We start from the raw sequence: 25,565 nt of genomic DNA, 5'->3' as shown, positions 1-25,565 counted from the left end.
ATTGGTAAGCAAAAGGTTATCGATTGTAAAATCACCCTATATCTATTCTACAGGCACAAAAAAACCACCTTGCGGTGGTCTTTAGGTTCAGCAAAGCTGAAAATCAGCATTAACCAAGTTTTTTAGTAACATAGTCAATAGCAGATTGAACAGTTGTGATTTCGTTAGAATCTTCATCAGGAATAGTGATGTCGAAGTCATTTTCGAAAGACATAACAAGTTCAACCAGGTCTAGAGAGTCAGCACCTAAGTCATCCATGAAAGATGCTTCGTTTTTAATCTCTTCGACTTTGATACCAAGTTGTTCTGCAACCGCTTGTTTAACGCGTTGTTCGATATCGCTCACAGGAATTCTCCTCATTGCTTGTGGCGTTTTTAATGCCGTTAGTTTAATTGAATCTATAAAATTTGGAAAGTTAATACATGTGCCGTTTAGCTCATGTATAAACCACCATTAACGTGAATGACTGTACCTGTAATGTAACTGGCTTTGTCCGATGCCAGGAAACTTACGGCATTCGCGATATCTTGTGGGTCACCTAAACGGTTTAAAGCCACTTGATCACTCATTTTCTTGCGAATTTCTTCACTTAACTGTTCAGTCATTTCAGTCGCGATAAAGCCTGGTGCAACAGCATTGACTGTAATCTGACGACTACCCATTTCTTTAGCCAGACTGCGACCAAACGCCTCAATACCTGCTTTGGCAGCTGAATAGTTCGCCTGACCTGGGTTAGCAAAATGCGCCACCACAGAACTGATATTGATGATACGGCCGAAACGTGCCTTAGTCATACCTTTCAGCACACGTTTAGATAAACGATAAACGGCTTTCAGATGGATGTTTAAAATATCATCCCAGTCGTCTTCCGACATGCGTAATAACAGGTTGTCTTTGGTAATACCGGCATTATTCACCAGTACCAGCACAGGACCATAGTTTTGCTCAATATCGCTGACCAGTGCATCAATCGCAGCACCATCACGTACATCTAGAACTTTACCGACACCATTTTCAGCAAATTGTGCATTAAGTTTCTCTGCACCCGCTTCAGAAGTCGCAGTACCTACGACAAAATAACCGTCTTGAATTAATTGTTGTGCAATTGCAGCACCAATGCCGCGGCTTGCACCTGTCACCAAGGCAACTTTACGTTCCTGTGTCATGCAATTTTCCCTTCTGCCACCAATACGGTGTTCAACGCATCTTCCAGACGAGATTGAGTATCTAATGGAAGTGCTTTTTCGATATTCGGTAAACGTTTTGCCATATTGGCCAGTACATTACCTGGGCCACATTCTACAATGTACTCAACGCCTTCATCTTGAAGGAATTGTAGTGTTTTAGTCCATTGTACTGACTCATACAGCTGCTCAGTCAAAGCCTGACGAAGTTCAGTCACGTCCGCAGCTGCTTTTGCGCCTACATTTTGTAATACAGGTATGCGTGGCATCTCAATGGCAGTTTGTTCCAAAGCTGTTGCGAACTGCTCAGCGGCAGGTTTCATCAGTGAACAATGTGAAGGAACTGAAACTGGTAGTGCAATCGCTTTACCGCCATTTTCTTTCGCCAGTGCCATCACGGCTTCTACACGTTCTTTATTACCAGCAACTACGACTTGCCCCTGAGCATTATAGTTGGCTGCTTCAACTGAACCTTCGCCTGCTGCTGTTGCTTGTGCACAAAGCTCGATCACTTTGGCATCATCCAGACCCAGAATCGCCGCCATTGCACCTACGCCTTGAGGTACAGCAGTTTGCATCAACTTACCACGCAGGTTCACCAGCTTGACTGCATCACCCAGACTTAAAGCACCCGCTGCAACTAACGCGCTGTATTCACCGAGTGAATGGCCCGCCATATATTTTGGTGCTACTCCACCCAGCTCTAACCATACACGCCATAAAGCGATTGATGCTGTTAATAGTACCGGTTGAGTAAATTCGGTTTGATCCAGACCTTCACCCGTCTGTGCAATCTGCCACAGATCAAAACCCACCGCTTCAGATGCTTCAGCAAATGTATCGCGGATACCACTAAACTGTTCTGCAAGTTCAGCGAGCATGCCGACTTTTTGTGAACCCTGACCTGGGAACACAAATGCAGTTTTAGTTGCTTGAGCTGCTTGTTCGAGTTGTTTAGCAGACATAAATAAAATCCTTTCATTCAAGAGGTGCGAATCTTTTCTTAGACCTAAAAGTTGGCCGATCAGATCACCTTACCCATTGTGGAGCGCAATTTAACACGTAATTTTGGCTTGGGTAATTGCCAAATACAACAAAAACCGCGACTTCACATGATGACCGCAAAACCTATGTATAAAATCAAGCATAAAAAAAGGGAGCTTAACGCTCCCATTTTTTCTACTAAGCTTTAACGCTTAATACATCATCAATTATTCAGCAGATGCTTTAGCGAATAATTGACGACCACGGTAGATACCATCTTTAGATACGTGGTGACGACGATGAGTTTCACCAGTAGTTTGGTCTACAGTTAATGCATTCTCAGTTAAAGCGTCATGTGAACGGCGCATGTCACGGCGAGAGCGACTTTTACGGTTTTGCTGAACGGCCATGATGGCTCCTTACAAATATCGAAAAAATGGATCAGAACAAATTCGATTGTCTTATACGCATGAGTATAACACAAAAATTAGTTAAGTTTACCCTTCAAAGCTGCCAAAACTTCAAACGGATTATCCCGTTTTTCTTCAACAACTTCTTCTGCGGCAGGTTGATGCTTATGCTCACAAACATCATGCTTAGGAGACAGCGGCATCAACAATAACAATTCATCTTCTATCAGTGCGAGCAAGTCAGCGGTGGCAGGTGCATCATATGAACCTTTCGTCGTTGCTTCACTTTCACCTAAGACGATGAAATCAGCATCCTCATCCAAGCGCTCTATCAGTGACTCATCATCCACAAGAGCTAGATGAAAATCTGAAACGAGTTCGATTTCAACAGTCTCCAGACAACGCTGGCATTCCATTGGAACTTTCGTTTCAACATGACCATCCAACCATGCAATGCGATGATAGGCATCCATTGATAGCTTACAGTCTATGTTAATCAATTGATCATCAATTGATCCAACAGCTTCACGAGCAATACGAACAAAGCGAGATAATGGCAGGTTTCCTGACCATACAAAGCCCTGTTCAGCCCATTTAAACGGCTCAATCTGTGCCGGAAAGGTATTTGCTGACATAATTAAGGCGGCAATTCTACAAATTCATCAGAACTCTGTCAAAGATTAAGATACAATTTTGTACTTATTTTTAGACAGACCAATTGGGTAATTTCAGTCATGCATCTGTTGCAGCCGCAAACAGAAGTGAATGTTTCATCACTCGTTAGCACACTTTCAACCTCCGATTCTGACAGCTCACTACAGCAAGTGCAACGCTTACCGTGGGCGAATTTATCCTCAGAAGCGGAACAGGTTGATTGGCTCATCTTACACTTTAATCACTGGTTTTCCCACCTAAATGTCACTTTAGTCCGTGGTGAGTTTGAACCGGAGTATTTCCCGGCAACAAAAGATAGCCCTGCCCGGATCCAGTTTGCGCATGGCTTCTTTAATAGTGCTCTGCATGAAATCAGTCACTGGACTATTGCCGGTGACAAGCGCCGTCTGCTGCCAGATCTGGGCTACTGGTATGCGCCAGATGGCCGCACCAAGGAACAGCAGGCATTATTTGAGCAGGTCGAAATCAAGCCACAAGCGATTGAATGGATGTTCTCCAAAGCATTTGGCCGTAAGTTCCGTGTGTCTCTGGATAATTTAACCGGTGATGGTGGCGATGGTTCCAGCTTTAAAGATAATGTCTATACCCAGGTGCAACGCTATTTTAGTGGTGAAGCCAAACTGCCACGTGATGCCAAACGCTTCATTGATTGTATCTGTGTCTGCATCCGTGCGGGCAAAAGTTTACAATCTGATGAATTTCAACGTGAAATGCTTGATTAAATTACACAAATCTACCTGTTTGTTATTGTTACTTTATACAAAGGCATTTCATAATAAGTTTAAGGCAGGTTGGGAGGAATATTTATGCTGCATTTACGTGTACACCCGGATAATCCGCAAGCTCGTCTGATCAGTCAGGCGGTAGAACGTATTCGTGCCGGTGATGTTGTGGTTTATCCGACCGATGCAGCCTATGCGATTGGCTGCCAGATTGGTAATAAACATGCGATGGAGCGAATCGCGCAGATTCGTGGTCTAGGACCTAAGCACCAATATGCCATTATCTGCTGTGACTTATCCGATCTTGCGACTTATGCCAAAGTCGACAATGCCGTCTATCGTTTGCTGAAAAATAATACACCTGCTGTGACCACGTTTATTCTTCCGGCAACCAGCGAAGTGCCTAAACGTTTAATGCATCCGAAGAAAAAAACCATTGGTTTGCGTATCCCTACCAATCCTGTGTGTCAGATGCTGCTGAAAGAACTCGGTGAACCGTTACTAACGTCAACACTCATCCTACCAGATCAGACGGATCCTTTAGATGATCCTTATGACATTGAGATGCAACTCGGTAAGCGTATTGATGTGTTTATCGACAGTGGACTGGGCACATTAAGTACGACTTCTATTGTGGATTTATCAGGAGATCAGCCTGAAGTGATTCGTCGTGGTGTCGGTGATGTCAGTGCTTTTGAATAAATAAAGTCGCTTCTAATGAAGTCTCAGAAGAAAATAAAATGGATTTGTTTTATATCCTCCTGAATCTGAATGAATTTCCTGCCGATCATCTAATCTATGCCGAATTGCCTTGGACACTGGAATCCAAGGCAACGTCTATCGATAAAAATTCCAAACCAGAATTAAATCTGAATATCAACAATATTGAATACGCATACTTTCTTGAGATCGCGATGGCAAGAAAACTTCTACAAGTTTATTCAACAAACAATGTTTGTCTGGCAGATACCTGTCAGCGTGTCATCGAATATGTATTGCAAGAGCAAAATTAAAATAACCTTATCACGCATGCCAAGATTTAATAGCTCGCTGCACGATCCTGGGTAGATGTACTGACCGCTGGTGCAACCGAAGGAACCTGATTATTCAAACTTGGCTTTGGGGGTAACGGATCACCTTCTTTATAATGTTTTAACTGCAAGAAGTTTGGACATTCCGACAGTTTTTGCTGATGAGTTGCCAGTTCAGCACCAAACCTGTTTTTGACTGAAACATGAAAAGTGATTTGATCCTCTTCAAGCACATTCAATAACGCAGTCCGGGCTTTGGATTCCATAGTCCTAAAAGAATCAATGGAATTACAGCTCATGGTTTTGACCATTGCAGTAACACCGTCGGGTAAATCTTTGCCCGTATAAAGCGTATTACGCATATAGAAACGAATATGGGGATACTGATCCAGTACGCTAAAATCCAGTTTCATGGCCTGCATCATTGGTTTGGCCTGCTCGACAAAGCTGGAAAAACCGCCAGACTTCAGATTGGTACGCATTTCATTTTCAAGCTGCATAAGCTGATATTGAGGATAGCCCCAGAATACCCCTAAGCCGATGACGCCGATTAATACAAGTATGATTGGCATTTTTATAATTAACCTGATCTATGGTTGTTATTTATCAATATTTTTTTGGCTATATTAGTTTATTTTTTAGTCGATAGATAACTGTTTTTTCTTATTTTTATCACATATCTCCTGATGAGCTTTCACTGAGTCATTATTTAATAGGTGCTGAGAATCTTGTAAAAATTTTCTATATGAAGTTACAGTTTCTTAAGCCACCTAGACTATATTGCATTTAATTTTAGCTAATATGCTGTTTAATATCAGACTTGTGCGTTTTACCCAATTAAAAAAATAAAATTTCTCCTAAAATAAATATGGTTTTTTTGCATTTGAATGCATATCTATTTTATTTAACGACAATTTTCCAGTACAATGCCAACTACTAAATTATGTGCTTTTTCTCCTGACAACAGCTCGGGGAATAAGCCATTTCATGCCTTTGAAAATTCGCGTGGCTTATAATTGTAATGACTCAAATGCCCCATAACGCTATGGAATCTGCTCCAAACATCCGGGTTCTGGATGAATGGCAAAATACGATTCCAGAGGATCTGTATATTCCTCCAGCAGCGTTTGAAATTCTGTTAGAACATTTTGAAGGCCCCCTCGACTTTTTAATCTACCTGATCCAGAAAAATGGTTTTGACCTGTTACAGGTTGATATCGCGCCGATTGCCTCCCAATATCTGTCCTATATGGATGCGATGAAATCCCTGAATATTGAACTAACCGCGGATTATATGGTGATGGCTGCTTTACTGGCCGATCTCAAATCCCGTTTATTACTGCCTAAACCGAAAAGCATGGCTGTGGTTGAACAGGATCCAAAACAGGACCTGATTGAGCGTCTGGAAAATTATTTAAGGATCAAGCAGGCTGCAGAACGTTTGGGTCAGATGACGATTCTGGAACGTGATACCTTTCAGACCAATGTTCATTTAGGCGAGTTTATCCAGCCGAATGAAGGTCATAGTGCCGATCTGCTGCGTGATGCCTTACTTTGTGTCTTTAACCGCCCTGAACCGGTCATTCATCAAGTACAACAGGAACCGGTATTACTGGAAGAACGGATTGCCTATATTGAAAGCCGTCTGGAATCTGGTGAAGTCTTGTCTTTTGATAACTTACTCAAGCCAAGTCAGGGACGCATGGGTGTAGTCGTGACCTTTATGGCTGTACTAGAACTTACCCGCCAGCAAAAAATTCAAATTATTGCCTCAGGCATTGAGGCACCGCTCGCAATTCAAGGAGCACACGCATGAACACAGAACATAATATCTCCTTGTCTGCGGAAGATAATCTGCATGAAATGCTGATGCAGCTGGAAGCGATTATTTTTGCCAGTGATTCCCCAGTTTCCTTAGCTCGACTGAAAGAAGCATTTCAGGATCGCTATAGCAAGCAGGAGCTGCGCCAGTATTTACAGCAGCTTTCTATGCTAATGCATGGCCGTTCTATTGAACTGGTTGAAACTGTGCAAGGTTACCGTTTTCAAGTGCGTGTAAAATATCGTAATATTATTGCACAGACCTGGCCTGAGCGACCGACACGCCTGTCACCTTCATTACTGGAGATGCTTGCGGTGATTGCTTATCATCAGCCAGTGACCCGAGCTGATATTGAACAAATTCGTGGTGTCACGAATAACAGTCAGATTTTGCGTACGCTATTTGACTGGAACTGGATTAAAGAATCCGGCTTTCGTGAACTCCCTGGAAGACCTGCGTTGTTAGTGACAACGCCACAATTTTTAAATGCGTTTGGCTTAAATTCTTTAGGCCAATTGCCTCCCCTGCAGGATGCCAAGGAAGCTTTTATGGCGCTCGATGCGAATGCACCGAAGTCATAAATAGGTGAACTGTTGAATAATTATTTCTAAGGTTATGCTGTCATGAGTGAAAAGTTGCAAAAGGTGCTTGCACGTGTTGGTTTGGGTTCTCGCCGTTATATGGAAGAAGTCATTGCCGCAGGTCGTGTGAGTGTAAATGGGCAGATTGCCCAAGTGGGTGAACGAATCGAACCAGGTGATGAGCTTCGCATCGATGGTCGTAAAGTGCAGTTCCAGATCGAAGACGAAATCCGTCGTCGTGTACTGATTTACTATAAGCCAGAAGGCGAAATCTGTTCACGTAACGATCCTGAACAGCGTCCAACAGTATTTGACAACCTGCCATCAATTCAAGGCGATCGCTGGGTAATGGTCGGCCGTCTGGATATTAACTCGACCGGTCTGTTACTGTTCACAAATGACGGTGAACTGGCAAATCGTTTAATGCACCCATCCAATGAAATCGAACGTGAATATGCGGTTCGTGTCATGGGTGAAGTGACTCCACAACTGAAAAACAACATGCTGAAAGGCGTGGTGCTAGATGATGGTCCTGCGAAGTTTGAATCATTCTCTGAACTGGGTGGTGACGGGATCAACCGTTGGTATCAAGTTGTCGTGAAAGAAGGTCGTAACCGTGAGGTTCGTCGTATCTTTGAATCACAAGGCCTGAAAGTCAGCCGCTTGCTACGTACCCGTTACGGTACCGTGATTCTGCCACGTGAACTTCGTACAGGTCGCTGGATTGAACTGGATAAACAGGATATCGACAACCTGACCAAATCAGTTGAGCTGAAACCGCGTCAAGGTACCGGCTTATTTGGTATGGCGAAACGTCGTAATGAACGTATGCAGGAAAAACCGATGGCAGCGCGCCGTGGTGGTTACCTGCGTCAGCAACGCCGTGATACCGATGAGCAGCAGCCGCAATACAACAATCGTGAACGTCGCGATGATCAGGGCTTTGGTCGTCGTGAAAACCAGAATGGCACCCAGTTTGCACGTCGTGACAACCGTGAAGACAACCAGTTTGGTCGCCGCGAAAATCGTGAAGGCAATGCACCACGCGGTTTATATGGTGCGAATAAAGGCTTTAAAAAGTTCTAAGCTTTGAATAAGAGAGAGTCACTTCGGTGGCTCTTTTTTTTTGCAAGAACAATAGGGTCTGTTGACACTTACTGTTCATAATTAACCCTATAACGGTAGCCATAAAAATATACAGACTAAGGCAACAGAACTTTGATAATTTCTTTTGAGCTTGTCATATCGAGTAGCTATTCCTCTAAATTGCTTTAATCTACAAAACATATTTTCAACTAAATGCCTGATTTTATATAAATACCAGTCCATATGGTCATTGTTCGATTGGCTATTCGTTTTCTTTGGTATATTCGCTTTAGTCCCTGTTTTCCTGATCTGTTCACGCAGTGGTTCTGAATCATAGCCTTTATCTGCACATACCACTTTTGTCTCTTTTAAATCTAATGTTGATATTAAATCAGGCGCAACTTTAACATCATGTGTGGTTCCATCGGTAATCATGAAATCAATAGGATTGCCATGTGCATCAACAATCAAATGTATTTTTGAGGAGTTTCCTCCTACACTTTTAGAAATAGATTGATTCGCTATGCCGGCAGAATGTTGATGAGCACGTACATGAGAGCCATCAATAAAAATCCACTCCATATCGGGGCATGAGGCTAGTAATTTGAATAATCTAAGTAACTTACCGCTGCTTGACCAACGATTAAAACGTTTGAAAATAGAATTGGAATGACCAAAACAAGAAGGAATATCTCGCCACGGACAGCCTGTTCTAATTCTATAGAGAATAGCTTCAATAAAATTGCGTAAATTTGAGTTGTGGTGAATGGATAAATTACGCAGAATAACTTTCAACTTTTGCCAGTGTTGATCTGTCAGCATGGTACGAGGCATAGCGAATAGTAAAATTGGGTTTGGTGATTTGATTTTACTACTTCGCTATTTTTTTAAGCTAAAAGTGTCAACACACCCTAATAATGACTCAATTTTATCTATCCCTGGTCTTCTCAATAGAACCCGATATAAAAGACGGGTATCTTCCTCCTGCTTCATAAAAATAGATTCCAATCATAAAAAAATGCCCAGCAATGTGGGCATTTTTTATTTCGTACTTTAGCAAGTTACTGCGGAATACCCTGAGGAATCGCACTTAACAGACGCTTGGTATAGTCGTGTTGCGGAGATTGATACAGATCATCAGAGTTGGCAATTTCCACCAGATCACCATGATTTAGCACCATGATCTGATCAGAAATATATTTCACCACTGACAAATCATGCGAAATAAAGATATAACTCAGACCAAATTCATCCTGCAAATCCTGCAATAGATTCAACACCTGTGCCTGTACGGATACATCCAGTGCTGACACCGATTCATCACAGATCAGAATCTCAGGCTTTAAAGTTAGACAACGTGCAATCGCGATCCGCTGACGCTGACCACCTGAAAACTCATGTGGATAACGATAGAAGGCCTGAGCCGGTAAGCTGACCCTTTCCAGTAAATCGAGTGCCATCTGTTTACGTTCTGCGTCATCTTTACCGATATGATGAATCTGCATCGGCTCCATCAGGATTTGTCCCACGGTAAAACGCGGATTCAGCGAAGCATACGGATTCTGGAAAATGATCTGGATTTTACGTTGATAGGCCGTAAACTCTTTTTCCGTCATCGACAAGATATCTTTGCCCTGAAACAGCGCCTTGCCGCCTGTGGCTTGCTGTAGACGCATCAAAAGCAAACCAATCGTGGTTTTACCAGAACCTGATTCCCCAACCAGCCCTAAGGTTTTGCCTTTAGCCAGCTGAAAAGACACCCCTTTCACGGCCTGAAATTCATCTTTGCCAAATAGGCCTTTACGGCTATAGAAGGATTTTTTCAGATCACGTACATCGAGAATGATCTCTTCATTACCTTTTAGACCACGAGAACGTTCCTTTTGTGGCGGAGCATTCGCATGCAGGTCATGCGCCAGACTATCCTGTTTCATAAAGTCGCTAATCACCGGCAAACGCAAAGGACGGTGCGACAGCTGTGGACGGCAATGCAACAAGGCTTGGGTATAAATATCCTGAGGATTGTTCAGGACTTCTGTCACCGAACCTTGCTCACGAATCTCGCCATAACGCATTACAATGACCTGATCCGCAATTTCACCAACTACCGCTAGGTCATGACTGATGAATAACATCGACATTTGACGGCGCTGACGCAAGGATTCAAGCAGGTCCAGAATCTGTTTCTGGATAGTCACGTCTAATGCTGTAGTAGGTTCATCGGCAATCAAGAGCTTCGGTTCACAGGCAATTGCCATGGCAATCATGACCCGTTGCTGCTGTCCACCAGACAACTGACTCGGATAAGCATCAATCTTGGTTTCTGGAGAAGGAATGCCAACTTCCTGCAACAGTTCCAGTGTTCTTTGACGGGCCTGCTTTTTATTCATACCCAAATGCAGACGTAGAATTTCCGAAATCTGCATCCCCACGGTAAATACTGGATTCAATGAAGACATTGGCTCCTGGAAGATCATGGCAATTTCTTTGCCACAGATCTGACGCATTTCACTCGACTTGAGTTTTAGCAAATCACGCCCTTCAAACAGAATCTGACTGTCTTCAGCGACCTTCGAGTTCTCAGGTGCTAATAGTCCCATCACTGCTAATGAAGTCACAGATTTACCACTTCCGGATTCGCCAACTAACGCCACTGTGGTATTGGCCGGAATTTCAAATGAAATTCCTTTGACCGTTTCCACATACTGTTTATTTTCACCTTTAAAACTGACGCGTAGGTTGTCTACGCGAAGTAACGCGGGTGCTGTACTTGGATTCATTTCAGACATCGCTGCGCTCCTATTTCAGTTTTGGATCTAATGCATCACGTAATGCATCAGTAAACATTGAGAAAGCTGTCACCAGTACCGCCATCGCCACCGATGCCGCAGTCAACTGCCACCATTTACCTAAAATCAGCTCGCTTTGTGCTTCATTCAGCATACTACCCCATGACACTACCCCAATCGGTACGCCAAAGCCTAAGAAGCTCAGAATCACTTCGGACTTGATAAAGGCCACTGCAAGAATGGACATTTGAACCAAAGCGATATGGCTGACATTCGGGAAAATATGCACGAAGATACGGCGCATATTGCTTACCCCAATGGCTTTAGCCGCCAGTACATATTCACGCGCAGTATGCTTCATATATTCAGCACGAACCAAACGGAACACCCCGGTCCAGCCAGTCAGACCCAAAATCAGGATAATCGATAAAATCCCTTTTTGTTGCAGTACTGCTGCAATCGCTAACACCAGCAACAGATAAGGAATCGAAGTAAAAATATTATAGAACCAGTTCAGCACATCATCGACCCAGCCACCGAAATAGCCAGCAATCGCACCCAGTACAGTACCAATCACCACTGCAACCAGCGCAGCAATCAAGCCAACCAAGATCGAAGTTTCTGCACCTTTAATGGTTTTCAGTAATACATCCTGACCCCATTTATCTGCGCCAAAGAATAGGCTCTGTTTAAGCTCACTACTCTGATCCAGTAACTGACCCCCTAATTCCTGATCAATGGCTTTCATATCTTCAGCCAGTGGATCGACTACACCATAATAATCAATCACACCTGCGCCCTGTTCAGCAGCAATTTCTGCTTCCAGTTCTGCAATCACATCTTTTAAAGGATCAACTGGATTAACTGGCACTACGGCAGATTCAGTACTTTGATCTTCACCTGCAGCTCCAGGTACAGACGGTGTATAAATAAAACTTGGGGGTGCATAACTCACCGCCACTTCCTTATTCCACTCCTTGGCAATCATACCGGTCATGGAAAGCAGCAACATCAGCAGATAAAACAGCACCACAAATAGGGAGAACATCGCAATACGGTCACGTTTCAGACGACGCAACGCCAGCTGCCATAATCCGGTTGAAGCAGACTCAGGCACTGCTGAAGCATGTTGCTCTTTTTTAAATATCGCACTCAGCATAATTCACCTACTTCAACTGTACACGTGGATCGACCCATTTATAGATCAGATCGGCAATCAAGTTAAATAACATGGTCGCAGCCGCAACATAGACCGTAATCGCTTTAATTACCGGAAAGTCAGAACGTTCAACTGCGATAATCACTTCACGGCCAATGCCAGGAATACCGAAGAAACGTTCAATCAGGAAAGCACCGATCAGTAAAGCCGGAAGTCCCGCCATGACATCAGTAATGATTGGAATCGAAGCATTGCGCAGTACGTGCACGCCCAGAATGCGGCTTTCGCCCAGACCTTTGGCACGTGCGGTACGGACATAATCCTGATTGACTTCATCCAGAACAAAACTGCGGTAGAGACGTAAAGTCGGTGCAATACTCACCACCAGCATGATTAATACTGGCAATAGTGCATATTTGAATAAATTTTCAGTAAAGTTATCGCTCCAGCCCTGTACCGGGAACCAGCTCAGTTCATAAGCCAAGACGTACTGGAATACGATGATATAGACCAGAATACTGATCGACATACCGATGGTACACAGCATCATGATCATGCGGTCAGTCAGCGAACCACGCACTGAAGCCACCCCGAGCGCCAGAATGATTGAAACAATCGTTTGCAGAATCGTGAGTGGAATCAAAATGGTCAGTGACGGCCCCAAACGCGTGGTAATAATCTGGGATACCGACTCACCGGTACTCCAGCTCACGCCATAATCAAAGGTCAAAATCTGCTGGATAAAAATCCACAGTTGTACGTAATAGGGCTGATCGACCCCGAGCTGCTGACGGATGTTTTCAATCTGCTCAGCATTGGCCATTTTACCGGCCAGGATATAGGCCGGATCTCCCCCGACCCAGTTAAATAACAGGAAAATCAGCAGAATCACCCCCAGCATGGTGGGGATCATTTGCCAAATCCTTCGAATAATATATGCCAGCATCACTTTCCTTCCTTGACTTAATGTCCTGAAATTTCATTAAAGAAAGCTTTGCTGTCCGGTTCGCGGCCCAGAAAATCTTTAACCATCTGATCGCCCGGTTTTTGTCCGCCTTGTGCCAGTACAGTCTCACGATAATGCATGCCGACTTTCGGATCCATCAGATGATCACCATAAGCAGACAACATATCGAGTGCCAGCACTTCAGACCACATATAGCTGTAATAACCCGCCTGATAGCCACCCATCAAATGTCCGAACTGACCCGGGAATTGCTGACCTGGAACAGAACCCAACGCAGTTTTACTTTCCATATCCTGCCAGAGTTTTAATGGATCAATACTTTTCGCATCTTTACCGTGCAGGGCCATGTCGTACTGAGCATATAAAGTCTGACGGGCATAATGCAGGCCGCGACCATAATTTTTCACATTCTTTAAGCGCTCGGTCATGGCTTCATCGACACGAGGACAAGCAGGTTCACAGTAATCCGCTACTTTAGATAAAGTCTCGAAACGGCGCGCCCACTCTTCATACATTTGCGAAGGTGCTTCAACAAAGTCACGCTCTACCGATGTGCCTGACTGCTCGGTATAACGGGTTTTCGATAAAATTCCGTGTAGCGCATGACCCATTTCATGTACAAAAGTTTCCAGTTCATTACTGTTCAGACCTTTACGGTTGAAGTTAGTCACCAAAACAGAGACCGGACGGCGATGATTTAAACGGCTGCCACCATAAACGCCCCAGACTGCAGCATGGCCATATTTACCTTCACGTGGGTATTTATCAACATATAGTCCGCCCATAAACTCACCAGTAGCTTTGTCATGCACGGCATAGTATTCAACTTCATCGTGCCAGGCTTTGACTTTTACCGGCTTGAATTCAATTCCATATAAATCGGAAGATACGGCAAATAACCATTTTTGAGCCGCTTCAGTCGGGAAATAATCACGCAGTTTTTCCTGATCCACTTTGTATTTAGCCTGACGCAGTTTTTCACTCCAGTAGCCTTGGCTCCAGCGCTCAATCTCTGCTTTTTCCAGCGGAATTTTTAAGGTTTCTGCCTTGAACTGACGTAATTCTTCAACATCCTGCTTTTCTAATGGTGCAACTTTGGCATAAACCTCATCCAGAAAACTATTGACTGCTTCTGGGGTTTTGGCCATGCGATCTTTTAAGGCAACATAAGCATAGCTGTCTTTATCGAATAGCTGGGCCAGTTCATAACGCAGATCAATGGCCTTTTTCATGTATTCGAGATTTTTCTCGGTACCACGACGGGTATAGGCAGTCTGATAGCGTTTACGTGCTTCATCACTCTCTGCCAGCTCCATAAATGGCTGATATTCCGGATAGTCGAAGCCGAGCAGATAATTGCCCTTTTCATTTTTCTTTAAACCGGCGATATAGCTCGCAGGTAAACCTTTCAGCTCTGCAGCAGTGAATTCAACTTTTTCAGGGTTATCACGTACATTCTTGGAATAGTCCTGCCCCAGTTTGGTACTTTCTTCAATAATTTCCTTCAGACGCTTCTGTTTCTCTGCGCTGAGTTGTACCCCCGTTTTTTCAAACTGATTCAGAATATCTTTCAGGAATTTTTCATCGACCGGATCTGTGGCTTTCAGCTTCTTGAACTGGGCATACAGTTTTGGACTCTGATACATGGAAGTCAGGTATTTACTGATTTTCAGTTCACAGTCATCTGCCGCCTGACGCAAGGCCGGATCAGGATCGACATTACTATATAAACCGATTGGCGAAACAAAATCACCGATCGATGCCTGCAATGTATCCCAAGCTGCCAGATAAGGACGGGCTTCAGCCTTGTTTTTAATTTTCTGGCTTTCAAATTTCTGGATATCTTTTTGCATTTTATCCAGATTGGCATCGCACAATGCCGGAATTTCTGCAGCCTTGAATAAAGGCAAAAGCTGGGTTTGGGTCTCTGCCATGACGGTTTGAGATCCCCCGATCATCGCCAGACAGAGTGTGGTAAATTTCAAGTGTTTTAATGTCATCATCATCTCCAGCTTTTTCTTACTTTTTTGTATCAATATCGATATACATCCATTCTGTAGACAGAATCGGATGGGACTTGTGTCCAACAACATGAGGTTGCGCTAATGCATTACGGTAGGTGCTATACAGCATCATGGTTGGCATATTGACCTCTAGAATACGGGTCATTTTGCGATAAACCAGATCCCGTTCAGGACCCGGTGGCATGCTCTGACTCTGTTCATATAAACGGTCATATTCCGCATGCTTGAAACAGGCATTATTGGTGACATTGACGTTTTTGCCATAGAACAGCTGCATGAAGTTGTCAGCATCCGGATAATCGGCAATCCATGCAGAGCTTTTAAACATGGTTTTACATTGCTTTTCCAGCTTAATGCCTTCAGCAAATGGCATGGCCTTACTGGTCAGTTTGATATGAATATTATCTAGGGTCTTTTTCCAGAATTCGCCCTGTTGCTGACCACGACTGGTATTGGCCGTAATCAGTTCAATCACCAGAGGTTTGCCTTCAGGAGTTCTCCGCCAGCCATCCGCACCGATCTTGTAGTTATAGCGATCCAGCAACATGTTGGCTGCCTTGACCGAATATGGCGTACTGGTTTTATAAGCGGGTGAATAGCCTGCAACTCCTGGCGGAATAGGCATGTGCAGTTTTGCGCCATCTCCTTTTAGTAATACGCTAATCATGTTTTCAACAGAAAAAGCCATTGCCATCGCACGACGTAAGGCTATTTTTTCTGGTGTAAAACCACCCACCACCGGGTCTTGCATATTCCAGTAATGGTAGTTAATCGATGGCTCCAACATGCGCGACAGCTTGATGCCTTGCTTGACCAGCTCAGGTTTTAACTTGTCACCATCCAATGCCTGCACGACCAGATCGCCGTCGATTTCCACCAGATCCAGTTCATTTTTCTTAAATGACAACATCCGTGATTGGGCTTCTTCAATGACACGCACATCAATGGTGCCGATTTGAGGCATTTTTTTGCCCTGCATCGCACTGACAATCGCCTGGTCTCCTGCACTATTGGCTTTATAATTCCATACAAAACCACGGTAAGCCGGATTTGGCTTTAAGATAATGCGTGATCCCGGTGTCCAGCGACTAAGTACATAAGGCCCTGTACCGACCGGCTTACTCATCACCCAGCCAGCTTTGTCTTTATACTTTTCAATGACTTCGCGTGCGACTGCGGCAGCTGGACCGTGGGCCAGCAACATCGGAAAATTCTGATCCGGATTATTCAGCTTGAGTACCAAGGTATAGCGATCTGGAGTCTGAATGCCTTCAAATGGATTTTCATAGACTTTGCCATTCTTTTTGGCCATGGCTGTCCATGCTTCCAGCCCTTTGATCCGACCATCCAGCAGCCAGCTATTTGGTGAATTAAGCTTTGGATCTAAGAGACGCTTTAGAGAATAGGCATAGTCATAGGCGGTCAGTTCACGTTTTTTACCGCCAAAGACCGGATCATCTGCAAAGTAAATGCCCTTTTTAACTTTAATGGTATAAGTCAAACCGTCTGCACTGACTTGAGGCATATCTACCGCAGTCAATGGCACCAGTTTCGCTGGGGAGGCCAGATAATCATAGGTATATAAGGTTTCGAAAATCGCCGAGTTAATCTTGGCAGAATAACGGTCATGGATATAACCGGGATCAAAACCGGTTTCAGCCGCGGGAAAGACCGTTTTTAAGACTTTATTCGGATTGGCGGGATTGGCAGCCCATGTGGGTGCAGCACCTGCCATCATTAAACTGGCTATTAAAACCCCACTGGCCAGCTTTTTTAAAGCGTTTGTATTCACATTCATACTGGTTCTTAATCTTCTCAAGTTATTTTTTAACAGGTTCAATATCCAGATATTGCCAAACTGCTCTAGTCACCGGATGTGCCTTAAAGCCCTGTACCTGTGGGTGAATCAGCCAGTTACGTACCCGGGTATTGTGTAGAATCCACGGATTATCGGCCTCCATCTGGCGGTTCATCTGCTCATAATATGGAGTACGTTGCTGAGGTGGCAGCTTCATTGCGGTTTGATACAGTGCGTCATAAGCTTTAGAGGTATAGCAGCTCAGGTTACCTTGCTGGGCATTTGGGCCATACAGCAACTGGGCAAAGTTTTCCCCTTCCGGATAATCCGCAATCCAGGCACCACCCCACATCATGTGTTTGCACTGGGTGGCTTCTTTTAAATTGTCGGCAAAATTACTGACTTTAAATTCAACTTTTACCCCGATTGCATCCAGGTTCTTTTTCCATAGCTCCGCAGAAATGACGGAAGAACTTGAGCTAGTCGAGTTCATTTTCAAAACCAATGGTTTGCCATCAGGCAAAGTGCGGTAACCGTCGGCGCCTTTCTTGTAGCCAAAGCGATCGAGCAGTTTATTGGCAAGCAAAGGGTTGTAGGCAATGCTACTTCTATAATTCGGGTTATATCCGCCCACGCCTTCAGGAAGAATCATTTCAGCTTTAACGGCATGCCCCTTGTATAATTGCTGGATGGCTTCTTTCTGGTTATAGGACAAAGCAATAGCACGGCGTAGTGCAATTTTTTCCAGGGAGTCCCCACCAATCACCGGATCACGCATATTCATGATGGTATAGGTGATTTCCGGTTCTTTATTCGGATAATGCAGGATGCCTTTTTTCTTGTATTCACTTTTCAGCTGCTTATTTTCCAGTGCCTGTTCAGAACCGCTTGCAGTCAGTTTGTCATAGTCTAATTGTCCAGATTTTAAAGCCAGCCAGCGCGACTGTTCTTCTTCAATGATGCTGATTTTAACCTTACCAATTTGTGGCATCTGCTTGCCTTGCATGGCTTTGACAATCCGTTGATCCCACTCTGAACCATCTCCCTTAAAGTTCCAGACAAAACCGCGATAATTTGGATTGGCAGTTAACTCAATGCGACTACGCGGCACATATTTGTGCAACTGGTATGCCCCTGTTCCAACTGGATGCTGACCAACACGATCGCCATAATGTTCGATGACTTCACGTGCAGTACCAGCAAAAGCGACATAGGCCAGAATGTAAGGAAAGTTCAGGTCTGAACGGGTCAGGGTAATTTGTAAGGTATATTTATCTAGGGCTTTTAAACCGGCAATCGGAGCATCATAGTTAAATTTGCCCGTTTTTTTGGCCTGCTGAATGACTTGATCTGCGCCAAGAATTTTGCCTTCGATAAAGGAAAAAGAAGGCGAATGGTTTTTCGGATCCATCACCCTTTGCATGGAATAAATATAATCCCGGGCAACCAGTTCACGCTTCTTGCCCTGAAAGGCTGGATCCGGACTGAAATAAATTCCTGGCTTGATTTTAAAGGTATAAATTTTGCCATCCTGTTCAACCACGGGTAAAGACTCGGCGGTATTCGGAGCCAAAATTGCAGGCCGGGCCAGATAGTCATAACGCAACAAAGGCTCGAAAATGGCCTCAGCAACGCTACCACTATAAAAATTATAGGTTTTGACCATATCAAAACCATCATCAGGTGCTTCGAAAGCCAGGTTTAAGACTTTATCCGGATGTGCAGATGATTTTGCCCAGGCAGTTTGCCCCGAGCTCATAGCCAAGGCCAAAATCGTCATGCTAAAAAGTGCTGATTTCAAATTTGTACCTATTCTTTATCTTGAAGTTTTATTGCTATAGGAAGTTTTAAATACATCATCCCATATTTGCTTCAATGGATGGGTCAAAGCTGGACAGATGGAATAAACTGAACAAAGCGAATTTCATGCCATCCTTGCAAAAAATAGGGATTTCTTCCTGTTTTTAACTGAAAAAAGTTTATTTTTATTAATTATTTAAAACATTATGAATAACATAATATTTTCCATGAATCATTAATTAAATTTTTATCCTCAAAATTCTTACTGAAGTTCATTTCGCACAAAAATAACTCAACCCTGTTTCATCTTATTGCACTATTGTATACCTTTAGGTAAACAATAAATAAACACAAGTAATTGTATTATAAATAATTTATTTTAAAAAAATATTGTATATTTTATGTAAAAATTATGCACCATGATTAAACTTTATTCAATTTCCCTCTCATTTTTGGACTACTTTCTTATTCATTAAATATTTATTTATTGCTTTGACAGGGGTCTCACTTCCTTCTTTCTTCAGATTCGATACACAGACTTCTTAATTTTTCTTCAGTATCGCTCGATAAATTTAAACCTCATTCAATTAAATCAATATTTTTCAATAAGTTAAAAATATAAAAATATAAAATTTTATAAGTTGGCATCCGCCTTGCTTAGATCAACCCAGCACTACTTCACATAACAAAAGGGTGAAATTTACGATGAAAAAAAATAAATTGGTCGGATCTATGGGGGCTCCAACCGTCAGCAAAAGACTACTCAAGTTAAGCGCACTCAGCTTAAGTATGATGTGTCTGCCGCTGGCCCATGCCGAAGAAGCTGCATCTGCTGAACAGCCAACTAAAGTTCAGAAAGTGACAGTGACGGGTTCATCAATCAAGGGGGTTGCTGCACAAAGTTCTTCACCAATCACCGTCATTAAAGGTGAAGATCTTGCGAACCAGGGTGTAACTACTGTTGAAGAAGCTTTAGTAAAAGTCAGCGCGAACCAGGCTGGTTTCTCTACTGCTCAAAACGTAGGTGCAAGTAATACTTCAGGTTCGACAGCCAACTTACGTGGTCTAGGCTCAGACAAAACGCTTGTGCTTTTAAATGGCCGCCGTCTTGCCTATAGTGCATTCAGTACAGATAGTACCAACTTAAACATTATCCCTATGGCGATGATTGACCGTATTGAGATTTTACGTGATGGTGCTTCTGCAGTTTATGGTGCAGATGCGATTGCGGGGGTAATCAACTTCATCACCAAATCTGAATACAATGGCTTAGGCGTTACCGGAGCCTTGCATGAAACTGAACATTCAGGTGGTGAGAAACAACAGGCTGCGATCTTCGGGGGTTTTGGTGACCTGGATGAAAATGGCTTTAACGTCATGGGTGTCTTGGACTACCGTAAATCTAACCAGATCCATGCTCAACAGCGTAAAGTCAGCCGCCGTGGTGGTGTAATTCCTGAATTAGGCATTGATGCAGGCTCTGCAAGTGGTTTCCCGGCAAACATCTATGATCCAACAAGTGGTTATTTAGGTAACCCATATCCAGATGACTGTAACAATATTCCTTGGTCTTCTCCAGATGACGGCTTCTGTTATCTGAATACGCAGGCTTTGATTGCCATCAAACCACAGGTTGAAACCCTGTCTGCATTAGGTAAAGGGACATTCAAACTTAATGATTCATTAAATGCGATTGGTGAATACGTGTTTACACGTTCTGAAGTATCCACTTCAATTGCACCAGACGTTTATGGCCGTACTGTGACTTTACCTTCAAGCAGCCAATACTATCCAGGTAATGGAATTACTCCGGCTATTACAGATGGAGATTTGAGCGGTGACCCACTTGAACTTTACCTCCGTTCTCAGGCAGGTAACCGTCAAAGTATGTCAACCAATGATTCACACCGCTTCTTTGCCGGTATTGAAGGTGAGGCATTAGGCTGGGATATCAACGCAGGCGTGTCATACGCGAAAAGCGAAGCAACTGATGAATTTACAGGTGGTTACTTACACCGTAGCAACCTGCAAACTGCATTGAATGAAGGTCGTATTAACCCATTCGGTCCAGCACGTCCAGGCGATACCCCTTGGGAATCATTTGTAATTAATGGCGAAACTAACATCGCCTCTTTAGAATCTACAACTGCAGACTTTACGATTAGCCGTCCAATTTTTGAATTACCTGCAGGTGATGTTGGCTTTGCCTTCGGTGGTAGCTTCACGACTCAGGACTGGGAAGCAAAAGTAAACTCTGAAATTGTGGCTCAAGTACCAGGTTCTGGTATTGATCCGAGCAAACCAATCAGTAAGGGTGACCGTGACATCACAGCATTCTTTACTGAATTCCAGATCCCAATCTTGCCAAGTCTGGAAGCTCAAATTGCTGCCCGTTATGATGACTACAGCGACTTCGGTGATACCTTCAACCCGAAAGTTGGTCTTCGTTGGGAACCAATGAAGGAAATCATGTTCCGTGCATCTTATAGCACCGGTTTCCGTGCACCAAGCTTGTACGAAATCAACGCGCCTATCAGTGAAACCTGGACAGGTGCGAAATACAATGACCCTGTGTTATGTCCAGGTGGCACGCCAGTTGAACCTAAATACCAGGTTGAATGTAATACCCAGTTCAAGCGTACCCAAGGTGGTTCACCTGATCTGCAACCAGAAGAATCTACATCGTTCACTGCTGGTTTAGTATTTGAACCAATCAAAAACCTGGTCTTCACTGCTGACTACTTCAATATCGAGATCGATGGTCTGGTAGGTACAGTGGGTGAATCATCAATCTTTGGTGATCCAGACCTTTATGCTGACCGTTTCGTACGTGATAGCGAAGGCCGTATCCAGCACATCCGTACTACCCTGATGAACTCTGGCGGTTTAAAAACTTCAGGTGTAGACCTGAGCCTGAACTACCTGACACCTAAAACTTCTACTGGTCGTTTCGGTTTCGGTATTGATGGTACTTACGTGATCAATCTGGACTACCAAAGTGAACCAGGCGGTGAATGGTCTGGTCTGGTAGGCAAATATGAAGACCCGGCAGTAGTTCGCTGGAAACATGTTGCCAACCTGAACTGGTCTTATGAAGACTGGAAAATGATCTTTGAACAACAGTTCACTCGTGGTTATGAAGACTACTCTGGCGAACGTGATGTGGGTGACTACACACTTTATAACTTCGCAACAACTTATAAAGGCTTCAAAAACCTAGAGTTGACTGGCGGTATCCTCAACATCTTTGATGAAGAGCCCGCTGCATCTGATGTTCTGGATAACTTCCAATACGGTTATGACCCTCGTTACTCAGATCCTACAGGTCGTACTTACTACATCCGTGGTACTTACAAATTCTAAGACAAGCTTTCTGCAAATACAGCGTCATGCTGTATTTGCAGTATTCATATCATTTTAGCCAAACAAAAAATAATGCAGCTACCTCACCTTTGAAATAAACCGTTATTTCTTGTTTGTCTTAAATTCCAGGAGTCATGATGAGCACAACGTTTGAAGACATAGAAAAAAGCTCCGCCAAAAAGTTGACTGGAATTGGTGTCGTGATTTTCTTGCATATCCTGGTGGGCCTGGTGCTAATGGCAGGTATGGCAAAAGACATCATCAAACCGTCAGAAGAACCGGTTGAATTGATGATTATTCAGGATATTAAACCACCAGAACCAGAGCCACCTAAGGAAACCCCACCTGAGCCGCCAAAAATGGTAGAAAAAGTGGCACAGGTTCCTGAGGTTAAACCGGTAGAAAAAGTGGTTCCGGTACAGAAAACACAGCCTACACCAACAGTCACTCAACCGGTTGCAGAACCAACACCTGTAGCTGCAGCAACACCATCCCCAAGTCCGGTGGCTGCACCAGCCCCAGTTGTTGCAGCAGCACCTGCTGCTCCACCGCAACCAACTGGCGTTACACGCGGCGTATCTCAAGGCGAAGCTGGCTGTAAGAGTCCAGAATATCCACGTGATGCACTAATGAATGAAGAGCAAGGTGAAGTGCTGATCTCTGTATATGTAAATACTGCTGGCAAGGTCCAGGATGCAAAGGTGAAAAAGTCGAGCGGAAGCCGTGCATTGGATCGTGCCGCATCGAAAGCCTTCAGTTTATGTACCTTCAAGCCGGCAATGAAAAATGGCGAACCGCAAGAATCTTGGTATGACATTCCATATGAATTTGTCCTTGACTAACAGATACAACAGATAAAGAAAAAAATCAGGAGATCTATGATGAAAAAATCACTAAAACCTTTAAAAAATATGACTGCTGCAAGTGTCATTGCGGCAAGTATTTTACTCCCTTTGCAAACCGTATTTGCTGAAGAATCCCCTACACCTGCCACGACAGTGACTGAAACTGCAGAAACCACACCAGCGACTGTCGCAGAACCTACACCGCCAGCACCTGCTGCAGCTGAAAAACCTGCCAGTAATCCTTATGGTCTGGAAGCCATGTGGAAAGAAGGCGACATGGTGTCTAAAGTGACCCTGTTCATTCTGGTGATCATGTCGATCGGTACATGGTACATCATGATCACTAAGTGCTTGCAACAAGGCAAGATTCGCAAACAGGCCAAAGAAGCAGAACATCAGTTCTGGGAATCTTCTTCACTGGATAATGCAGCGCAAAATCTGGATGAAGCCAGCGTATATCGTTTTATCGCTGAAAAAGGCATCAAGTCAACCAAAAATCATGGCGGTACTTTACTTGAGCGTATCGACTTTAATACCTGGGTCACGATTTCTATTTCACGCGCAGTCGACAAGATTCAAAGCCATCTGAGTGGTGGTCTGGCATTCCTTGCAACCGTAGGTTCTACTGCACCTTTCGTAGGTCTGTTTGGTACCGTTTGGGGCATTTACCATGCCTTGACTGCAATTGGTATTTCCGGTCAGGCATCAATCGATAAAGTTGCTGGTCCGGTCGGTGAAGCACTGATCATGACTGCAATCGGTCTGGCAGTGGCAGTTCCTGCAGTACTTGGCTACAACTGGTTAACTCGCCGTAATAAAGCGGTGATGGAAGAAGTCCGTACCTTCGGTTCTGACCTGCATGCTGTACTGCTGAGCGGCGAAATCAGCTCAAATAATCCTGTTCACCGCGACACAAAATAAAAATGGGGGTCAACCATGGGAATGATGGTCAATTCAAACGACAGCGATGATGAGGTCATTGGTACCATTAATACCACGCCTCTGGTTGATGTGATGCTGGTACTGCTGATTATTTTTCTGATTACAGTACCGGTTGCAATTCATACCGTACCGGTCAATCTGCCTGAAGAACGTAATGTCCCGTATGAAACCAAGCCGGAAAATATCCAGCTGGCAGTCAATAAAAATGGCGATATTTTCTGGAATGAATCCTATATTCCGGACAAGGCAATTTTATTGACCCGTTTACAGGCAGAAGCCCAGAAACGTCCTCAGCCTGAAGTGCATATTCGTGGTGATCAAAGAACAGCTTTTGAAGCGATTGATCAGGTCATCAGTACTACCCAGCAAGCAGGTATTGGCAAGATTGCATTTGTCACGACCCCGCCCGCTTCACCTTAAGATTGAGAGAGAATCCAGTTATGGGAATGAATGTTGGCTCAAATCAGGATGATGATGTAATGCTGGACGTCAACATGACACCATTGATTGATGTCATGCTGGTCTTGCTGATTATGTTTATTATCACTATTCCATTGCCGAATAATTCGATTAATATCAACCTGCCGAATGGTACACCTCCACCGACTGAGGAAAAACCGCCAGAGATTGTGAATTTGCGTCTCGATGCTCAAGGCCAGATCTTCTGGAATGATCAGCCGGTGGCGAATGCCCAAGCGCTAGAAGCCTTATTCAAGACCGTGGCGCAAAAAGCGGATCAGGATCAGATTAAAATCAAGGCTGATCGCGCAACTGAATATAAGCATATCGCCATGGTGATGGCTGCGGCTCAGCGTCTGGAAGTGAAAAAAATCGGGATTGTCAGCAACAACAATTCTTGAATCTACAGAATCAAAAAACCCAGCATGTGCTGGGTTTTTTATTATTCAATATCTTACATTTGCGACTGGATATAGTTTTGCAGGCCAATCAGCTCGATTAAACGTAACTGTTTTTCTAACCAGTAAGTATGATCTTCTTCCGTATCTGACATTTGCTGGCGCAGCATGTCACGGGTCACATAATCGCCCTTCTCTTCACAAAGTTTTACCCCTTGAGCCAGCTTTTCACGGACATGATACTCAAGCTTCAGGTCAGCTTTCAGGCAGGTCACCACATCTTCACCAACTTCGATGTCATCACGCTGCATATTTGGCGTACCTTCAAGGAACAGGACACGACGAATCAGGGCATCTGCATGCTGTGCTTCTTCCTGCATTTCATGGTCGATGCGTTCAAAGATTTTCGTCAGACCCCAATCTTCATACATACGAGAGTGAATCAGGTATTGATCACGAGCAGCCAGTTCGCCACCGATCAGCATATTTAAATAATCTACGACTTCTGGATTACCGCGCATTTGA

The 25,565-nt window shown here is 43.9% G+C and carries 24 protein-coding genes and 1 pseudogene; 11 read left to right on the top strand and 14 right to left on the bottom strand.

The window, feature by feature from the left end:
* Positions 1-109: 109 nt before the first annotated feature.
* The 5 genes from acpP to AC4MBN_RS02990 all read right to left on the bottom strand — a co-directional run bounded on the left by acpP (position 110) and on the right by AC4MBN_RS02990 (position 3,214).
* Positions 110-346 carry an acyl carrier protein gene (gene acpP, locus AC4MBN_RS03010; protein WP_004783299.1) on the bottom strand — a complete coding sequence of 79 codons (237 nt, stop codon included), beginning with the start codon at positions 344-346 and terminating at the stop codon, positions 110-112.
* 86 nt (positions 347-432) lie between these two features.
* Positions 433-1,167, bottom strand: coding sequence for a 3-oxoacyl-ACP reductase FabG (gene fabG, locus AC4MBN_RS03005; protein ID WP_419365630.1), 735 nt, complete (start codon positions 1,165-1,167; stop codon positions 433-435).
* Positions 1,164-2,150, bottom strand: coding sequence for an ACP S-malonyltransferase (gene fabD / locus AC4MBN_RS03000; protein WP_175966821.1), 987 nt, complete (start codon positions 2,148-2,150; stop codon positions 1,164-1,166). Before fabD ends, fabG begins: the two co-directional genes overlap by 4 nt.
* Before the next feature lie 246 nt (positions 2,151-2,396).
* On the bottom strand, positions 2,397-2,579 hold the full coding sequence (gene rpmF / locus AC4MBN_RS02995) for a 50S ribosomal protein L32 (RefSeq protein WP_004783304.1): 183 nt from the start codon (positions 2,577-2,579) through the stop codon (positions 2,397-2,399).
* A 77-nt stretch (positions 2,580-2,656) separates the two neighbouring features.
* The gene (locus tag AC4MBN_RS02990) at positions 2,657-3,214 is read right to left on the bottom strand and encodes a YceD family protein (RefSeq protein WP_180070283.1); all 558 of its coding nucleotides are present in this window, start codon (positions 3,212-3,214) and stop codon (positions 2,657-2,659) included.
* Positions 3,215-3,313: 99 nt separating this feature from the next.
* Between AC4MBN_RS02990 and AC4MBN_RS02985 the strand changes: the two genes are divergently transcribed.
* The 3 genes from AC4MBN_RS02985 (at position 3,314) to AC4MBN_RS02975 (ending at position 4,989) form a co-directional block, all read left to right on the top strand.
* Positions 3,314-3,976: an elongation factor P hydroxylase gene (locus AC4MBN_RS02985; protein WP_491880634.1), complete on the top strand. Its 663-nt coding sequence runs from the start codon at positions 3,314-3,316 to the stop codon at positions 3,974-3,976.
* 84 nt (positions 3,977-4,060) lie between these two features.
* Positions 4,061-4,678: an L-threonylcarbamoyladenylate synthase gene (locus AC4MBN_RS02980; RefSeq protein WP_180130128.1), complete on the top strand. Its 618-nt coding sequence runs from the start codon at positions 4,061-4,063 to the stop codon at positions 4,676-4,678.
* Between the two features lie 38 nt (positions 4,679-4,716).
* A complete protein-coding gene (locus AC4MBN_RS02975; RefSeq protein WP_491880633.1) occupies positions 4,717-4,989 on the top strand; it encodes a hypothetical protein in 273 nt (90 codons plus the stop codon).
* A 26-nt stretch (positions 4,990-5,015) separates the two neighbouring features.
* On the opposite strand, the gene AC4MBN_RS02970 is transcribed toward AC4MBN_RS02975, so the two are convergent.
* Positions 5,016-5,579 (bottom strand): hypothetical protein, encoded by a 564-nt coding sequence (locus AC4MBN_RS02970; protein WP_491880632.1) that lies wholly within the window; start codon positions 5,577-5,579, stop codon positions 5,016-5,018.
* Between the two features lie 449 nt (positions 5,580-6,028).
* Here AC4MBN_RS02970 and AC4MBN_RS02965 point away from each other — a divergent pair, with 449 nt between their 5' ends.
* Genes AC4MBN_RS02965 through rluB form a run of 3 tightly spaced genes read left to right on the top strand, consistent with a single transcriptional unit; the run spans position 6,029 to position 8,496 of the window.
* A complete protein-coding gene (locus AC4MBN_RS02965; protein WP_491880631.1) occupies positions 6,029-6,823 on the top strand; it encodes a segregation and condensation protein A in 795 nt (264 codons plus the stop codon).
* Positions 6,820-7,410: an SMC-Scp complex subunit ScpB gene (gene scpB, locus AC4MBN_RS02960; protein ID WP_419365634.1), complete on the top strand. Its 591-nt coding sequence runs from the start codon at positions 6,820-6,822 to the stop codon at positions 7,408-7,410. Before AC4MBN_RS02965 ends, scpB begins: the two co-directional genes overlap by 4 nt.
* Positions 7,411-7,452: 42 nt before the next feature.
* Positions 7,453-8,496, top strand: a complete 1,044-nt coding sequence (gene rluB, locus AC4MBN_RS02955) for a 23S rRNA pseudouridine(2605) synthase RluB (protein ID WP_004783318.1) — start codon at positions 7,453-7,455, stop codon at positions 8,494-8,496.
* A 68-nt stretch (positions 8,497-8,564) separates the two neighbouring features.
* Here rluB and AC4MBN_RS02950 read toward each other — a convergent pair.
* The 7 genes and pseudogenes from AC4MBN_RS02950 to AC4MBN_RS02920 form a co-directional block, all read right to left on the bottom strand.
* Positions 8,565-9,330 (bottom strand): annotated as a pseudogene (locus tag AC4MBN_RS02950) (IS5-like element ISAba31 family transposase).
* Positions 9,331-9,557: 227 nt separating this feature from the next.
* Positions 9,558-11,285, bottom strand: a complete 1,728-nt coding sequence (locus AC4MBN_RS02945) for an ABC transporter ATP-binding protein (RefSeq protein ID WP_004783320.1) — start codon at positions 11,283-11,285, stop codon at positions 9,558-9,560.
* A 10-nt stretch (positions 11,286-11,295) separates the two neighbouring features.
* Positions 11,296-12,444, bottom strand: coding sequence for an ABC transporter permease (locus tag AC4MBN_RS02940; RefSeq protein WP_491880630.1), 1,149 nt, complete (start codon positions 12,442-12,444; stop codon positions 11,296-11,298).
* 7 nt (positions 12,445-12,451) lie between these two features.
* On the bottom strand, positions 12,452-13,390 hold the full coding sequence (locus AC4MBN_RS02935; protein WP_004783323.1) for an ABC transporter permease: 939 nt from the start codon (positions 13,388-13,390) through the stop codon (positions 12,452-12,454).
* A gap of 17 nt (positions 13,391-13,407) precedes the next feature.
* A complete protein-coding gene (locus AC4MBN_RS02930) occupies positions 13,408-15,411 on the bottom strand; it encodes a M3 family metallopeptidase (RefSeq protein WP_004783325.1) in 2,004 nt (667 codons plus the stop codon).
* A 19-nt stretch (positions 15,412-15,430) separates the two neighbouring features.
* Complete coding sequence (locus AC4MBN_RS02925) at positions 15,431-17,233, bottom strand: ABC transporter substrate-binding protein (protein WP_491880629.1); 1,803 nt, start codon at positions 17,231-17,233, stop codon at positions 15,431-15,433.
* 22 nt (positions 17,234-17,255) lie between these two features.
* Positions 17,256-19,013, bottom strand: a complete 1,758-nt coding sequence (locus tag AC4MBN_RS02920) for an ABC transporter substrate-binding protein (protein WP_491880937.1) — start codon at positions 19,011-19,013, stop codon at positions 17,256-17,258.
* Between the two features lie 725 nt (positions 19,014-19,738).
* Here AC4MBN_RS02920 and AC4MBN_RS02915 point away from each other — a divergent pair.
* From AC4MBN_RS02915 to AC4MBN_RS02895, 5 genes are all read left to right on the top strand, one after another.
* Positions 19,739-22,396 (top strand): TonB-dependent receptor, encoded by a 2,658-nt coding sequence (locus AC4MBN_RS02915; RefSeq protein ID WP_419365638.1) that lies wholly within the window; start codon positions 19,739-19,741, stop codon positions 22,394-22,396.
* A 137-nt stretch (positions 22,397-22,533) separates the two neighbouring features.
* Complete coding sequence (locus AC4MBN_RS02910) at positions 22,534-23,238, top strand: energy transducer TonB (RefSeq protein WP_419374991.1); 705 nt, start codon at positions 22,534-22,536, stop codon at positions 23,236-23,238.
* 36 nt (positions 23,239-23,274) lie between these two features.
* Entirely contained in the window at positions 23,275-24,162 is an 888-nt protein-coding gene (locus AC4MBN_RS02905; RefSeq protein ID WP_419365640.1) for a MotA/TolQ/ExbB proton channel family protein, read from the top strand.
* A gap of 15 nt (positions 24,163-24,177) precedes the next feature.
* Complete coding sequence (locus AC4MBN_RS02900) at positions 24,178-24,603, top strand: ExbD/TolR family protein (RefSeq protein WP_419365641.1); 426 nt, start codon at positions 24,178-24,180, stop codon at positions 24,601-24,603.
* 20 nt (positions 24,604-24,623) lie between these two features.
* The gene (locus tag AC4MBN_RS02895) at positions 24,624-25,043 is read left to right on the top strand and encodes an ExbD/TolR family protein (RefSeq protein ID WP_004783336.1); all 420 of its coding nucleotides are present in this window, start codon (positions 24,624-24,626) and stop codon (positions 25,041-25,043) included.
* 53 nt (positions 25,044-25,096) lie between these two features.
* Here the strand turns inward: AC4MBN_RS02895 and ftn are convergent, their stop codons facing one another.
* A complete protein-coding gene (gene ftn, locus AC4MBN_RS02890; protein WP_004783337.1) occupies positions 25,097-25,561 on the bottom strand; it encodes a heteropolymeric bacterioferritin subunit Ftn in 465 nt (154 codons plus the stop codon).
* Between the last annotated feature and the right edge of the window lie 4 nt (positions 25,562-25,565).

The sequence above is a fragment of the Acinetobacter sp. CAU_H_60 genome (assembly GCF_058599385.1).
The sequence above is the reverse complement of the archived record's forward strand: the minus strand, read 5'-3'. Positions and strand labels throughout refer to the sequence as shown.